Source organism: Arthrobacter sp. 2MCAF14 (genome assembly GCF_052115645.1).
Taxonomy (GTDB): domain Bacteria; phylum Actinomycetota; class Actinomycetes; order Actinomycetales; family Micrococcaceae; genus Arthrobacter.
Map to the genome: position 1 here is coordinate 1 of NZ_JBFRHB010000020.1, position 14,280 is coordinate 14,280.

At 63.0% G+C, this 14,280-nt stretch carries 13 protein-coding genes; 9 read left to right on the forward strand and 4 right to left on the reverse strand.

The annotated features are described in order from the left end of the window. Nucleotides 1–214 precede the first annotated feature (214 nt). On the forward strand, nucleotides 215–532 hold the full coding sequence (locus AB4074_RS14255; protein ID WP_441413961.1) for a hypothetical protein: 318 nt from the start codon (nucleotides 215–217) through the stop codon (nucleotides 530–532). Next, nucleotides 529–1,065, forward strand: a complete 537-nt coding sequence (locus tag AB4074_RS14260; RefSeq protein ID WP_441413962.1) for a hypothetical protein — start codon at nucleotides 529–531, stop codon at nucleotides 1,063–1,065. Before AB4074_RS14255 ends, AB4074_RS14260 begins: the two co-directional genes overlap by 4 nt. Before the next feature lie 30 nt (nucleotides 1,066–1,095). Here the strand turns inward: AB4074_RS14260 and AB4074_RS14265 are convergent, their stop codons facing one another. After that, nucleotides 1,096–1,908, reverse strand: a complete 813-nt coding sequence (locus AB4074_RS14265) for a nitrilase-related carbon-nitrogen hydrolase (RefSeq protein ID WP_441414026.1) — start codon at nucleotides 1,906–1,908, stop codon at nucleotides 1,096–1,098. Between the two features lie 237 nt (nucleotides 1,909–2,145). On the opposite strand from AB4074_RS14265, the gene AB4074_RS14270 reads away from it, so the two are divergent. The 6 genes from AB4074_RS14270 (at nucleotide 2,146) to AB4074_RS14295 (ending at nucleotide 9,826) form a co-directional block, all read left to right on the forward strand. Then, a complete protein-coding gene (locus tag AB4074_RS14270; RefSeq protein ID WP_441413963.1) occupies nucleotides 2,146–3,336 on the forward strand; it encodes an ROK family transcriptional regulator in 1,191 nt (396 codons plus the stop codon). Nucleotides 3,337–3,474: 138 nt separating this feature from the next. Next, nucleotides 3,475–5,031 carry a multiple monosaccharide ABC transporter ATP-binding protein gene (mmsA, locus tag AB4074_RS14275; RefSeq protein WP_441413964.1) on the forward strand — a complete coding sequence of 519 codons (1,557 nt, stop codon included), beginning with the start codon at nucleotides 3,475–3,477 and terminating at the stop codon, nucleotides 5,029–5,031. Nucleotides 5,032–5,075: 44 nt separating this feature from the next. After that, the gene (mmsB, locus tag AB4074_RS14280) at nucleotides 5,076–6,344 is read left to right on the forward strand and encodes a multiple monosaccharide ABC transporter permease (RefSeq protein WP_437772839.1); all 1,269 of its coding nucleotides are present in this window, start codon (nucleotides 5,076–5,078) and stop codon (nucleotides 6,342–6,344) included. Nucleotides 6,345–6,394: 50 nt separating this feature from the next. Further along, nucleotides 6,395–7,495, forward strand: coding sequence for a sugar-binding protein (locus tag AB4074_RS14285; RefSeq protein ID WP_345450042.1), 1,101 nt, complete (start codon nucleotides 6,395–6,397; stop codon nucleotides 7,493–7,495). A 199-nt stretch (nucleotides 7,496–7,694) separates the two neighbouring features. Further along, on the forward strand, nucleotides 7,695–9,122 hold the full coding sequence (locus AB4074_RS14290; protein WP_441413965.1) for an ABC transporter permease: 1,428 nt from the start codon (nucleotides 7,695–7,697) through the stop codon (nucleotides 9,120–9,122). A gap of 2 nt (nucleotides 9,123–9,124) precedes the next feature. Then, on the forward strand, nucleotides 9,125–9,826 hold the full coding sequence (locus AB4074_RS14295; RefSeq protein WP_234751223.1) for an ABC transporter ATP-binding protein: 702 nt from the start codon (nucleotides 9,125–9,127) through the stop codon (nucleotides 9,824–9,826). Between the two features lie 89 nt (nucleotides 9,827–9,915). Here AB4074_RS14295 and AB4074_RS14300 read toward each other — a convergent pair whose 3' ends face one another. The 3 genes from AB4074_RS14300 to AB4074_RS14310 are packed head-to-tail and all read right to left on the reverse strand — an operon-like array spanning nucleotide 9,916 to nucleotide 13,003. Next, nucleotides 9,916–11,097, reverse strand: a complete 1,182-nt coding sequence (locus tag AB4074_RS14300; RefSeq protein ID WP_441413966.1) for an ABC transporter permease — start codon at nucleotides 11,095–11,097, stop codon at nucleotides 9,916–9,918. Continuing rightward, on the reverse strand, nucleotides 11,094–11,897 hold the full coding sequence (locus tag AB4074_RS14305; RefSeq protein WP_441413967.1) for an ABC transporter ATP-binding protein: 804 nt from the start codon (nucleotides 11,895–11,897) through the stop codon (nucleotides 11,094–11,096). Before AB4074_RS14305 ends, AB4074_RS14300 begins: the two co-directional genes overlap by 4 nt. 2 nt (nucleotides 11,898–11,899) lie before the next feature. After that, nucleotides 11,900–13,003, reverse strand: coding sequence for a hypothetical protein (locus AB4074_RS14310; protein WP_441413968.1), 1,104 nt, complete (start codon nucleotides 13,001–13,003; stop codon nucleotides 11,900–11,902). Nucleotides 13,004–13,150: 147 nt separating this feature from the next. Here AB4074_RS14310 and AB4074_RS14315 point away from each other — a divergent pair, with 147 nt between their 5' ends. Then, nucleotides 13,151–14,221, forward strand: a complete 1,071-nt coding sequence (locus tag AB4074_RS14315; RefSeq protein WP_441413969.1) for a Gfo/Idh/MocA family protein — start codon at nucleotides 13,151–13,153, stop codon at nucleotides 14,219–14,221. Nucleotides 14,222–14,280 lie beyond the last annotated feature (59 nt).

Here is a 14,280-nt window from a genome sequence, read left to right on the forward strand (position 1 = left end):
CGTAGTCAGGTCAGGAGGCAGGAAGGTAGCGTGGGACACGTCGAGGTCTTCCGGATGGGCAGTGTAGGAACTTCCATCATCGGAAGACCTCGACCCCTATCCGGCCACCGACGCGCCCACCCCCGCTACACCCTCAAATGCGATGAGCCGCTTAACATTCTGGTCGTCTTTTACAGCATCCTGGGTATGCGAAGAATGGAAAGGATTGCACGCCATGAAGTGGCTGCTTAGATTCATCGTCGGGCTGACAGTCTCTTTTGTTGTCACCATGATCGTCGTTGTCGCAAGTTTCATCACCACGATGTTCTCTGCGTCAGAAATAGGAGTCAGGAAATTTGGCCTGTTCGGCGCGCTCTTCTTCGAGCCCCATGCACAGCCCGACGGGGCGACCGCATTGGAAATCGGGGTGTCGAACGGCGCGCCCATCGCTTTTGTCTTCGCGGCATCGCTGGTCTTTTATGTTGTCGTTGCATCAGTCCTGGAACGCCTAAAGCTCCACAAGAAGCGACTCCTGCAAGCGGACCAGGGTTGACCGTTCGAAAGTTCGCCCTCGGGGATGTGACTGCCGGGCTGATAGCCAAGCAACTCATATGGTCGTGCAGATTGTCTTTTGCCGCCGCGGCTCTCGGCTTCACGGCGTGCACCTTCCTGGCCGCCATGACCACTGACCCGATACTTTTCCAGGCTGGCCTGTGGTTTCTTGTGCATGTGCTTTGCCTGCTGTGCGGTTTTCTGGTGCATGAGTGGTCTCACGTTGCGGGCGTGAGGCTGTTTCACGGGGTTTCCGACGTCGTGGTATCTGCCGGCGTCCTTCGCTTCTCCGTCATTCCCGTCGGGCGTCTCTACGGGTGGCAGATCGCAATCGTGGCGATATTTGGCCCGAGTGCATCATGCTTGGCCGGGGCGCTGGTTGCCCTACTCGCACCCGGTTCATTCCTGCAGTACTGGTTCCTGTTGCATGCAGTCTTCCTCTTGCCAAACTTTGGCGATGGACGGGCCCTGATACTCGGAATCAGAGAATGGGCTCGGCCGATTGCCTTACATGCGCCCGGGATCAACTGCTGAGCTACCCTTCCGCCCTAACCCTTCGCGCCCTCAAGCTTTCCAGGCAGGGTCTTCCCACTCGCGGTACAGCTCCGGACGGCGTTCGCGCAAGTAGGGCACCTGTTCGCGGGCTGCCTTGACGCTTTCCGTGGAGATCTCGGCGAACAGCAATGCCGCACCGTCCCCGGCCGCGGCGAGCAATGAACCATCCGGACCGGCGACCACGCTCCCGCCAAGGAAGTCACAGCCGTCCTCGTGGCCGCTGTGGTTCGCGTAGGCCACGTTGAGTTGGCTCTCCATCGCCCGGGCACGGATCAGGACCTGCGGTACGGCGTCGAAGCCCGCGGACAGGGCGGTGGGAACCAGCAGAAGTTCAGCGCCTCGCATGGCCGCAGCGCGGACGCTTTCGGGAAACTCGACGTCGTAGCAAACCAGCAGCGACGTTTTGATCCCGTTGAAGTCCACGACGCCGGGAGCGACTCGGGCGGCTGAGAACGCCTTTCGCTCCTCCTCGCCGAAGAGGTGCACTTTGTCGTAGTCCAGGAGCACGGATCCGTGCGCGTCCAGAAGAGTGGCGGAGATATGCCAGCCGCCGTCGGCAGCCGGTGCGGGAAGGCTGTAAACGAGCCCGATGGCCCGTGAACGCGCAATGTCCGCAAGGCGCCCCCGGATGCTTGGGAGAACTGCAGGATCCAGCTCCGCGTGGAGCCTCAGCGGCGCATAGCCTACCGGGAAGAGCTCGGGCGTCAGCAACAAGGAGGCCCCCGCCGCGGCAGCGCGCTGCGCCGCCGCATCGACCGTCTTTAGATTGGCGTCGATGTCCAGGACAACAGCGTTGGCCTGCAGAACGGACAGCAGCATCATTACCACCTCGATAGCACCTTGCATCCCCCGTCGGGCGTTCATGGGAGACACGCCCGGGATTACTCGTGATTCCAGCCTAGCCAGCACCAGGCCGGTCCCACAGGACAAATGGACCTGCGGACGGCCCGCCGGGGATGGATCGTACAAATCTGCCGCATAGTTCATGACGCCGATGCAAGTTTGCTCCATTGCGTTAACTTCTTGACTGCAACTGTGATTTGAGGCACGCTTCTTGTCATGCCCGCAACATCCAGCTCGACGAAGAGCCATCGCAAAAACCCCGGCTCGCAATCAGCGCTGCGCCATCTGAACCAGCAGCGGCTCATCGAATGCCTGCTGAGCGGTCCATCCACCCAGGCCGAACTCGCCAGGCAGACAGGCCTTTCCACGGCAACGGTGTCCAACATCGTCAAGATCATGCAGGACGCGGGGCTCGTCTCCACCGAACCGATCACAAGCTCCGGACGCCGGGCACTGAACGTCAGGCTCAACAGCAACGGTGCTGTCGCCGTCGGGATCGATTTTGGCCGGCGGCACCTGCGTGTGGTCCTGGCCTCGCTGGGCTATCACATCATCGTCGAGGAAACGGTCACGCTACCCCTCGGCCACCACGCCGAACAGGGCATCAGCGCCGCCGTCGCGCTCCTCAACAAACTCCTGCTCGAAAGCGGGGTTGACCGAAGCGCGGTAGTTGGCGCGGGCGCCGGCATAGCCGGTCCCATCGACCGCCGTTCCGGCACTGTGGCGCAGGGGGCCATCCTGCCCGAATGGGTGGGGATCCAGATTCTCGAACGACTCGAGGAAGCCCTCGATCTTCCCGTATACGTTGACAACGACGCCAATCTGGGCGCCCTCTCCGAGGTCACATGGGGGCCCCACAGCGGGATCAGCAATCTCATGTTCCTCAAGATCGGCTCCGGCATTGGAGCGGGCCTCATCATCAATGGCGCACCCTACTACGGGGCGGTGGGAATCACGGGAGAAATCGGCCATGCAACCATCCACGAATACGGCGCCATCTGCCGCTGCGGCAACCGGGGCTGCCTGGAAACGATGGCTTCCACCACCACCATGATCGAGCTGCTCGGGAAGGGCTCGGGGCTGCACCTCGAGCCCGAGGACATTGTCCGAAACGCCCTGGCGAGGGATCCGGCGACCCTTCGCGTGGTGGACGACGCCGGGCTCGCGGTAGGGCGGGCGTTGGGCAATGTGGCGAATCTCATAAACCCCGAAGTCATCGTGGTGGGCGGCCCCCTGGCCGGCCTCGGCGACATCCTCCTGGACCCGATCAGGCGCGGTCTCGTCCGCCATGCAGTGCCCGTAATCGGTGAGACAACGCACTTGGCGATGTCTTCGCTCGGCGCCCGGGCGGAGGCCCTCGGGGCGGCCGCTTTGGTGTTCCAGCACGCCGGATTCAAGCAGTCCTAAACATTTCGTTACCACGCTGTTATCGCCGTCTTGCGTTAAAGTCTTGACGACAAGCGGTGTGATCCAGTTTACTTTCTCATCAGATAGGCTCGCCATCCCCGAGCCGACAACGACGTCAAACATTGGAGGCGCAAGGGTATGTCGACCCCCATTACGCACCAGGATCCGGTTCTCCTCGAGATGCGGTCCATCACCAAGGAATTCCCCGGCGTGAAGGCGCTCTCGGACGTTAGCCTCCGGGTCAAGGTGGGCGAAATCCACGCGATCTGCGGTGAAAACGGTGCAGGCAAGTCCACGTTGATGAAGGTGCTCTCCGGGGTTTACCCCTACGGCAGCTACGACGGCGACATCGTGTACCAGGCGGAAGTCCAGCAGTTCAAGGACATCCGGGCCAGCGAACATGCGGGAATCGTGATCATCCACCAGGAACTGGCGCTGATTCCCGAGCTGTCCATCATGGAAAACATCTTCCTCGGCAACGAACCCGTCCGTCGTGGCATTATCGATTGGGCCGAGGCACGCAAGCGCTCAATCGAACTGCTCGCACGGGTTGGCCTGCGCGAGGACCCGGATACCCCCATCAAGGAAATCGGCGTCGGCAAGCAGCAGCTCGTGGAAATCGCCAAGGCCCTGAACAAGTCCGTCAAGCTGCTCATCCTCGACGAGCCCACTGCGGCCCTCAACGAATCGGACTCCCAGCACTTGCTGGATCTGATCCTTGGCCTCAAGGGCCGGGGCATCACGTCCATCATCATTTCCCACAAGCTCAATGAGATCGAGCAGATCGCGGACGAGATCACCATCATCCGCGATGGCAAGTCCATCGAGACGCTCAACGTCGTGGAAGACGGCGTCGACGAGGACCGGATCATCAAGGGCATGGTCGGGCGGACGCTCGAGTCCCGCTTCCCGGACCACACGCCGAAGATCGGCGAGGTGTTCTTCGAGGTCAAAGACTGGAACGTTGGGCATCCCCAGATCCAGGACCGCCTGGTCTGCAAGAACTCCAGCTTCCATGTGCGCCGCGGTGAAATCGTCGGCTTTGCCGGCCTGATGGGTGCCGGCCGCACCGAGCTCGCCCGCTCTGTCTTCGGCCACTCCTACGGCCGTTTCATCTCGGGACAGGTGTACAAGGACGGCAAGCCGATCACCATGCGCAGCGTCCGCCAGGCGATCGACGCCGGTCTCGGCTACGTCACGGAAGACCGCAAGAGCCTGGGACTGAACCTCCTGGACGACATCAAGACCACCACGGTGTCAGCCAACTTGAAGAAGATCAGCCGGGGCATTGTTGTGGACACCAACAAGGAATTCATGGTGGCTGAGCAATACCGGAAGTCGCTGCGCACCAAGACCCCCTCGGTCGAGGAAGGCGTATCGAAGCTCTCCGGCGGAAACCAGCAAAAGGTGGTGCTCGCGAAATGGATGTTCACGGATCCGGACCTTCTCATCCTGGATGAACCCACCCGCGGAATCGATGTCGGGGCCAAGTACGAGATCTACGGAATCATCCAGCAGCTGGCCAACCAAGGGAAGGGCGTGATTGTGATCTCCTCCGAACTTCCCGAACTGCTGGGCCTCTCCGACCGTATCTACACCATCTTCGAGGGCTCCATCACTGGCGTACTCAACAAGGACGAAGCCAGCCAGGAAAGCCTCATGAAGCTCATGACATCCAGCCGCAAAGCTGCCTGACCCCGGTCACCTCCAGAACCACACGGACACAAGGACCCAAAACAATGAACGCGCTCAAGAAGCTATTCGGTGGCAACACCCGCCAATTCGGCATGATCTTCGCCCTGGTTGCACTCGTCATCTTCTTCCAGATCTTCACCTCGGGCCGCACGCTCACCCCGGGCAACGTGATCAACCTCTTCAACGGCAACTCCTACATCCTGATCCTGGCCATCGGCATGGTCCTGGTCATCATCGCCGGCCACATCGACCTTTCCGTAGGTTCGGTAGCGGCCTTCGTCGGTATCTCGGTGGCCCTCGCCATCAGGGACTGGCACTTGCCCTGGTACGTAGCAGTCCTGTTCGGGCTCCTGCTCGGCGCCCTGATCGGAGCCTGGCAAGGATTCTGGACGGCATACGTCGGGATTCCGGCATTCATCGTGACCCTTGCGGGCATGCTGCTGTTCCGCGGTTTCAACCAGTTCGTCGGCAAGTCCAACACCGTTCCGGTCCCGGAAGACTTCCAGTACCTGGGCTCCGGGTACCTGCCCGAGATAGGGCCGAAAACGGGGTATAACAACCTGACAATCCTGCTGGGCCTTATCGCCGTCGCATTCGTGATTGTCAGTGCGATTCGTTCCCGCCGCACCGCCCAGGCATTGGGCGCCGAGGTACAAGAGGGCTGGGTGATGGTCACCAAGCTCGTGCTCGTCAATGCAGCCATCCTCTACGCCACCTACCTTTTCGCGACTGGCCGCCCCGGCACCTCGTTCCCCATCCCGGGCCTCATCTTGGCCGTGCTGGTCCTGATCTACGGTTTCATTTCCGCCAAGACGGTCATCGGCCGCCACATCTACGCAGTCGGCGGCAACCGCCACGCGGCCGAGCTCTCCGGAGTTCAGTCCAAGAAGGTCAATTTCATGGTCATGATGAACATGTCCATCCTTGCCGGCCTCGCCGGCATGATCTTCGTGGGCCGCTCCACCGCATCGGGCCCGTTCGACGGCGTCGGCTGGGAACTGGATGCGATCGCTGCGGTATTCATCGGTGGCGCAGCGGTCACCGGCGGCGTGGGCACCGTGATCGGCTCCATCGTTGGTGGCCTCGTCATGGCTGTCCTCAACAACGGCCTCCAACTGCTCGGCGTCGGCGCGGACCTCACCCAGATCATCAAGGGCCTCGTCCTGCTGGCAGCCGTTGCCTTCGACGTCTACAACAAGACCCAGGGCAAGAAATCGATCATCGGAATGATGATGAAAAACTTCGGCCGGAGCAGCGAAAATGCCCCGGACGAGACGACCTCAACCAAGGAAGTCATCTCCAAGGAAGCCTGACCGGCTTCAAGACGGATTGTTCCATCCACAACAAGAAAGCGAACCAAGATATGCGAATGTTTGGTAAAGCAGGAAAGGCAGCAGCAGTAGCTGCGATCGCGGCACTGGCGCTGACGGCCTGCGGCCGTACGGACAGCGGCACCTCCGGTGGTTCATCCAGCGGCAGCGAGGCATTCCCCAAGGGTTCCTCGATCGGCGTCGCGCTCCCCCAGAAGACCAGTGAGAACTGGGTCCTGGCGGAGAAGCTCTTCAACGACGGGCTCACGAGCGCAGGTTTCAAGCCGGATGTGCAGTTCGCCAACGGTGGCGTTTCGGAGCAGCAGAACCAGATCAGCGCGATGATCACCAAGGGCGACAAGCTCATCATCGTCGGTGCCATTGACGGCGCCCAGCTCGGCACGCAGCTCAAGCAGGCCAAGGACGCCGGCGCCACGGTCATTGCATATGACCGCCTGCTCCTGAACACCTCCAACGTGGACTACTACGTGGCCTACGACAACTTCAAGGTCGGCGTGCTGCAGGGCCAGGCCCTGCTGGACGGACTCAAGGCCAAGAAGCCGAGCGGCCCGTACAACATTGAGCTGTTTGCAGGCTCCCCCGATGACGCCAACGCGAAGGTCTTCTTCGACGGCGCCATGAGCATCCTGCAGCCGAAGATCGATGATGGAACCCTCAAGGTCGTGTCCGGCCAGAAGTCGTTCGAACAGGCCGTCACCCAGGGCTGGAAGGCAGAGAACGCCCAGAAGCGCATGGATACCCTGCTCGCAGGTACCTACACCAGCGCTTCGCTGGACGGCGTGCTGTCCCCGAACGACACCCTGGCCCGCGCCATCCTGACCTCGGTCAAGGCGGCCGGCAAGCCGCTTCCGGTCGTGACCGGCCAGGACTCGGAAGTTGAGTCGGTCAAGTCCATCCTTGCGGGTGAGCAGTACTCCACCATCAACAAGGACACCCGCAAGCTCGTTGAGCACGCCATCACCATGGTCCAGGACGTCCAGTCCGGTAAGACCCCGGAAATCAACGACACCAAGTCCTACAACAACGGCGTCAAGACCGTGCCGGCATACCTGCTGCCTCCGGTCATCGTGACTCTCGCCAACGTGAAGACGGCTTACGTGGACGATCCGATCCTCGGACCGATCACCAAGTAACAGTTCTCATCCAGGCACCAACGACGGCGGCCATCCCCACTCAAGGGGGTGGCCGCCGTCGCTGTGTCCGGTTCCATCCGCCGTCGCGCAATTCTTCACAGGCCCCGCATAGCAACAACTGCACAGCCGCACAGCCGCGGTGAGCACTGTTAGGTGAGCAGGCGCGCCGCTGGGGCGGGCCAGGTCCCTAAGGAGAACCGTGAGCGTCCTCGCCCGGAGTGTAGGCAATGCCTTCCGCAACAAGATAAGAACCGCGGCTGTAGTGGCAGTGCTTGCCGTCGCGATCGGGCTGGCGCTGGCCATGCTCGTGGCCAACCAAGCCGTTGGCGGCAAGGTCCAGGAGCTCAACGCCTCCGTGGGTACAGTCCTGACTGTGAACCCCGCCGGAGCGCAGGGCTTCGACGGCGGCGGCGAGCCGCTCACCGCAGCCCAGACCGCGACGGCGGCAGCCGTACCGAACGTCGTTTCCGTGGTGGGCACCAAGGCGCTGCGGCTGGAAACCGCAACGGCGGCCTCGACCACCGGCACCACGGCGCAGCAAGCCGGACCGGGTGGCGGTCCCGGTGGCGGCACGAGCGTCACCACAAACCTTCAGGCAGCCATCGACGCCGGCACGCTCGGCAACCGCAACAACACCAGCGGCAGTACCGGCACGGGAAGCACCGGCTCGGGAAGCACCGGAACCGCGCCGGCGTTCTCGCTGCCCATCACCGCTACAGGTATCGGCGCCGAGGTGGACACCGCCGGCAAGGCCTTGACCATCACCAGCGGCACGGGCCTGGGCCTGGGCGATTACACCGTGGCGAGCACCAAGGCCCTCGTCGGAACGACACTCGCGACAAAGAACAACCTCAAGGCCGGCTCAACGTTCACCATCGCCGGCAAGACCTTCACGGTGGCGGGCATCTTCGACGCCGGCACCACTTTCGGCAACAACGCCGTGTACACGACACTCGCCGAGGCCCAGGCCCTCGCCGCAACCCCGGGCGAGCTCTCCAGCATGGTGGTGACGGTCAACAGCATGGCGAATGTGGACACTGCCAAGACAGCACTGCAGACTGCCCTGGGCTCCGGAAAGGCCGACGTGACGCAGGGCCAGCGGAACCTCGAAACCGCTGTCAGTTCCTTGGACAGCGTCAAGAACATTTCACTCGTGGCCTTCATCGCGGCCCTCGGCACGGCCGGCCTCATCATCCTGCTCATCATGGTCATGCTGGTCCGGGAGCGCCGCCGTGAGATCGGAGTCTTGAAGGCCATCGGCGCCCGCAACCGGACCATCGGCTTGCAGTTCGTGCTCGAAGCCCTCGTCCTCGTGGCGCTTGGCAGCGTCGTTGGCGCTGCCATCGCCTCCTTCGCCAGCGGCGGCATCGCGTCGGCACTGATCAGTTCCAACAGCTCGACGGCGGCCACGAGCCAGCGCGGCCACGGCGGCGGAGGCTTCGGCGGTCCCGGTGGAAACCCGTTCGGCGGAGCCTCCCAGCTGCTCACCTCGGTCACAGCGAGCGCCTCCCCCGGCGTCATTGCCGCCGGCGTTGCCGCGGTCTTCGGCGTCGCCGTCGTGGGCGCCCTGGTACCAGCGCTGCTCACAGCCCGCATCAGCCCCGTCGAAGTCCTCCGAGGAGAATAGCCATGATTGAAGTCAAAGACCTGGTCCGCCAGTTCAAGTCCGGCGACCGCACCATCAAGCCCGTCAACGGCGTGAGCTTCGAGCTCGAAAAGGGGACCCTTGCCTCGATCGTGGGAAAGAGCGGCAGCGGCAAGAGCACCTTGCTCTCCCTGCTCGGCGCCTTGGACAAGCCCACCAGCGGGGACGTCGTAGTGGACGGAGTCAGCCTGGCCGGGCTGCCCGCCGGCAAACTCACCGAATACCGGCGCCGGGACATCGGCTTCGTCTTCCAGCAGTTCAACCTCATCCCCAACCTCTCGGCAGTGGACAACGTGATGCTGCCCATGGAGTTCGCGGGAATGCGGAAGGCTGCCCGCTTGGAGCGGGCGCGGTCCCTCTTGGAGCAGGTGCAGCTGGATCCGGAGAAACAGTCCCGTCGCGTCAACAAGCTCTCGGGCGGCGAGCAGCAGCGGGTTGCCATTGCCCGCGCCCTAGCCAACGAGCCCAAGCTCATCCTGGCCGACGAGCCCACCGGCAACCTGGATGAGCAGACCGGTGAACACATCATCGAACTGCTCAGTTCCTTGAGCCGGGACCACAACACCACCATCCTCGTGGTAACGCATGACCGGAGCCTGGCGCAGAAAACCGAACGGCGCTTCAGGCTGCAGCAGGGCAAACTGAGCGAGGAAACGGTGCGTCCGAGGGTCGCTGCCGGGGCCTGATCACGTTTTCCAAACAACGGAAAGAGAGCCGGGAACCGCGAGGTTTCTGGCCCCCTTTCCGGGCGGCCCGGTCGGCCGAGCTCGGCTCCTTAGAAGCGAATCGCGTCGATAACCTTGACGCGCACCGCCACAAGTGCCGGGATTGCGCCGGCCAATGCTCCTACCAGCACAGCTGCTCCGAAACCGAGCATGGCCGCTTCGATGGGGAACGGAGGGTACTGGCGGAGGGCTGGCGCAACCTTTGACTGGATCCAAGGGTGTTTGACCACCGCCACTGCCACCATGACGCCGGCCAGCCCGGCCACTGCGGTGGCCACGACGGACTCCATCATCACGCCCAGGAAGATCCGCCCCGAGGTCGCTCCGAAGCTCCTTCTAATACCGATTTCCCGCACCCTGTACCGGACCGTGACCATCGAGATGTTCAACATCCCCACCGCGCCCAGCAAGAGGACGAGGCCGGCAATACCGCCTACCACCAGCTGCACCGGGGCCAGAGGATCTCCGTGTGCCGCAAAGTCGATCCGCTGCGCCATGATGTTCGTGTCGGGGAACTGTTGCGCCAAATCGGCCTGGATAGCTGCCGAGAGAATTTCTGCCTGCCCGTCCTGCACCCATACCTTGAACTGCCCACCGAGCTGGTTGACTCCCATTTGCTTGGCGGCGCCCGACAGTATGTACGCCGCTGGGGGTGCATCCGGCCAAGTGTCCGGCACGACGCCGATGATCACTGCATTCGATTCCTGCTCGCCTGCGGTCTTGATGCCGGGTTGCAAGGCAAGGTCGGGCCTGCCAGCCGCGTTGTAGAACGCTTCAGTGACGACGACGGCGGGCGCCAGCCGCTGTTCGTCGTCGCTGGCAAACCAGGACCCTTGCCGCAACTCCAGACGGTGAATGACCCCATATCCGGGGTCCACCACCATCAATTGAACAGGCTGGACACCGCGAGGGAACTGGAACGGCTGCTCGGCGTGGCCCTCGTGCGAGGAGAAGGCGATACCGTAACGGTCAACGATGGACTGATAGGCCGCATCCAGACGCGCTGGATCCGGCTGGGTTGGACCATTGACCCCTAGTGCGAGCGTCGCTGAGCGTCCCCCTGTGCGCTCGGACGAGGCTTTGAATCCTTCGCGTGCAAGATTGCCGACGCCTACCACGGACGTGAGCGCCGCGACGGACAAGGCTACGCCCAGCAAAGCCAGCAGGATCCGGACTTTGTTGATCCGCAGTTCCTGCCAGGCTTCCACCATGGCTGATATGAAACCGATCATCGACCGACCTCCGACGATGTTGGACCGAACAGCGCTGGACCCGGCGAAGCCGGTGCCGACAAGGCCGGTGCCGACAAGGCCGGTTCCGACAAAGCGGTCCCCGAGTTCGACTCGGGGTCAAGGGGATGCAGAACGCCTGAGTCCAGACGGAAGCGGGACCGTGCCAGTGCAGCCACATTGCTGTCGTGGGTGATGGTCACGAGTGCCGCGGCGGACTCCGTGGCCACCTGGTCCAGAAGTGCCATGACCGATTGCCCGGTCTCTACATCGAGCGCGCCTGTGGGTTCGTCGGCAAGGATCAGACGGGGCCGCCGGACCAAGGCCCGCGCGATGGCAACCCTCTGCTGCTCACCACCCGAGAGCATGTTCGGCATGGTCTGGGCACGGCCGGCAAGTCCCACACGGTCCAGCATGTCCATGGCCAGTTCACGGCGTCGCAGGAAATCGCGGCCGCGGGCGTAGAGGAGCGGCGTGATGACATTGTCCAGTGCGCTACGGCCGGGGAGCAGGTTGAATTGCTGGAACACGAAGCCCACTGTGGAGCCTCGAAGCCGTGCACGGGCGTTGCCACCGAGTTTTAGCACAGGTGTGCCAAGAAACTGGATTTCGCCGGCCGTGGGCACGTCCAGCAGACCCAGGAGGTTCAGCAACGTTGACTTCCCGCAGCCCGAGCGGCCGATGATCGCGGTGTGGTCGCCGGCGGAAATCTCAAGGTCGATCCCGCGGAGGATATGAAGCTTCTGATCGTCAGGCAGCACCACCGTGCGCGTGACACCGCGCAAACTCACGAGGCTTTCCATGCCTAGCCTCCCGCCGGACCGTAGGGTACCCCGCCTGGCCCGTAACCTTGCTGGGAGGGGACGGCCGGAGCACCCGGGACGAATTCAAGCACCCGTTCGCCTTCGGCCAGGCCAGAGACCACTTCTACTTTGGAGCCGTCGTTCAGGCCCAGCTTCACGGTCCGTTGTTCAGGCGCTTTACCCTCGGCCGCCACACTGGCCATCCAGACAATGCCTTCTTTGACACTGCCTTTCACGGAACTGAGTGGAACGGTGACCACGTCTTTGGCTTCGCCCGCACTCACCGTCATGGTTGCTCCCAAGCCGGCGAAGACTTCCGCTCCGGCCGGGACAGGGCAACTAAGGGTCCCGGTGCTCACGCCGCCATTCTGCGTTTCCCCGCCTGGCGCGGGCACCGCGGCCAGCGCCAGTGCGCCAGCCGGCGCGGCCATCCCCACGCCGCCGGTTCCGTTCGCGCCGGCAGTGGCTCCGGCGTCGTTGGCGTTGTTCTTCAGCGTCACTGCAGGGCAGGCGAACGGAGCCGGCCCGCCCACCAGGGAGATCTGCGCTGAGCCCGGCTTGGCAAGAAGCCGATACTGTTGGGCGGCGTTGACAGGGCCGGACACCGTGAAGGTCCCGGGATCGACCTTGCCCACAACTTCGCCCACGCTTAACTGCTGGTCAAGGAGGGCAGTCAGTTCGTTGAGCTTTCCGGCGGCAAGGGCGAGCACGTCGGTGTACACGTACACCGGTTCCGACGTGGTCTTCTCCCCGGGCGTTGTGCCAGTGCTGGCAGGCTTGGTCCGCTCGGACTTGACTTGGAAGAGCTGGTCCCCCTTGGCCACGGCAACGCCCGGCTCCACATAGAGGTGGACAACCGTTCCCGCCGCCGTGCTGCGGACACCGACAACGGGGTCGCTCTGAACGGTGGCTTTGATCTGCACGGTATTGGTCACCGTTGCGCGCGCCGCGGGCACAACAGGCGTCTCCACCCTGGCCATCGGGGCCGGCTCGGCACCCTGCGGCTTCAGCCCGTCCACAAAGGCGATCTTCACCAAGGCCACGGCGATCACTGCAAAAACCAGCAACCACGCCACAGGCAAAATGACGCGTCGAAAAACACCCATCCCTACTCCATTCGGTAACTCCCCACAGAACCTCTCTGCGAGGGATGATGACCATCAGCTTAGGCGATGGCTCCGACGAAGTTCAGATGGCTCGTGCCTTGAGCGTGTGCTGTATAACGTTTGCGGCGGAATGAGAGGATAGGCCGCATGAGTCTGCATATCGCCAAGCCGTGGTTGTTCAGCCAGCCGAACCAGGATCCCCGCGCCGCCACCGGCAAGGCCCTGAACTGGGGCATTATCGCCACGGGAGGGATCGCAAGAACCGTGAGCGGCGACCTCGCCCAGCTCGAGGACGCAAACCTCTACGCAGTGAGTTCGCGGCGCCAGGAATCTGCGGATGCCTTTGCTGCTGCGCGTGGGGTCATGAAGTCCTACGGGGACGACGGCGGTGTGCCCGGCTACCAGCGGCTACTCGCCGATGACGCCGTCGACGTCGTCTACGTGGCCACCCCACATGCCCAGCATTTCGAGATCGTCAAGGACGCCCTCAACGCGGGCAAGCACGTTCTGTGCGAGAAGTCCTTGACCATCAACGGCCGTGAAGCGGCAGAGCTAGTCGCTTTGGCCCGGGTACGGAAATTGTTCCTCATGGAAGCCGTATGGAGTCGGTTCCTGCCCAGCATGCAGAGGGCGTTCGCCATTGCCGCGTCGGGCGAACTGGGCGACATCAAGTGGGTCAGCGCCGACCTTGGTTTCCCTGCCCCCTACGATCCTTCCGCCCGTATCTGGGCCCCGGCGGCCGGCGGCGGGGCACTTTTGGACCTCACGGTATACGCTCTGTTGTGGCCCTTGGGCACCCTCGGTTTCCCGCAGTCAGTCAGCGCGGTGGGCACTTTGACGGACGACGGCGTCGACTCCCAGAATGCGCTCACGCTGGCTTACGACGGCGGTGCCATCGCCCAGCTGACCTCTTCGTTGCTGGCCCATGGTCCTCGCTCGGCGTCCGTTGCGGGCTCCAAGGGCTTCCTGCAGACGCAGGGGTCCATCAACAATCCGCGCGAGCTTCTGATTCGAACCGGTTGGGATGAACCACGGACCGAACGCTTCGACGCCGTAGGGATCGGCTACACCTACGAGCTGCGTGAGGTTACACGCTGTGTCCAGCAAGGACTGACCGAAAGTCCTGTGATGCCCTTGGACGATTCATTGAACACGATGCGCCTCTTCGACGGGGTGCGATCCCAGCTCGGAGTCCGGTACGCCAACGACGCCCGCTGAACTGAATGACGAATCCGTCCTCCAACGTCTGGACTAGTTAACTAGTGAGGCCTACGATG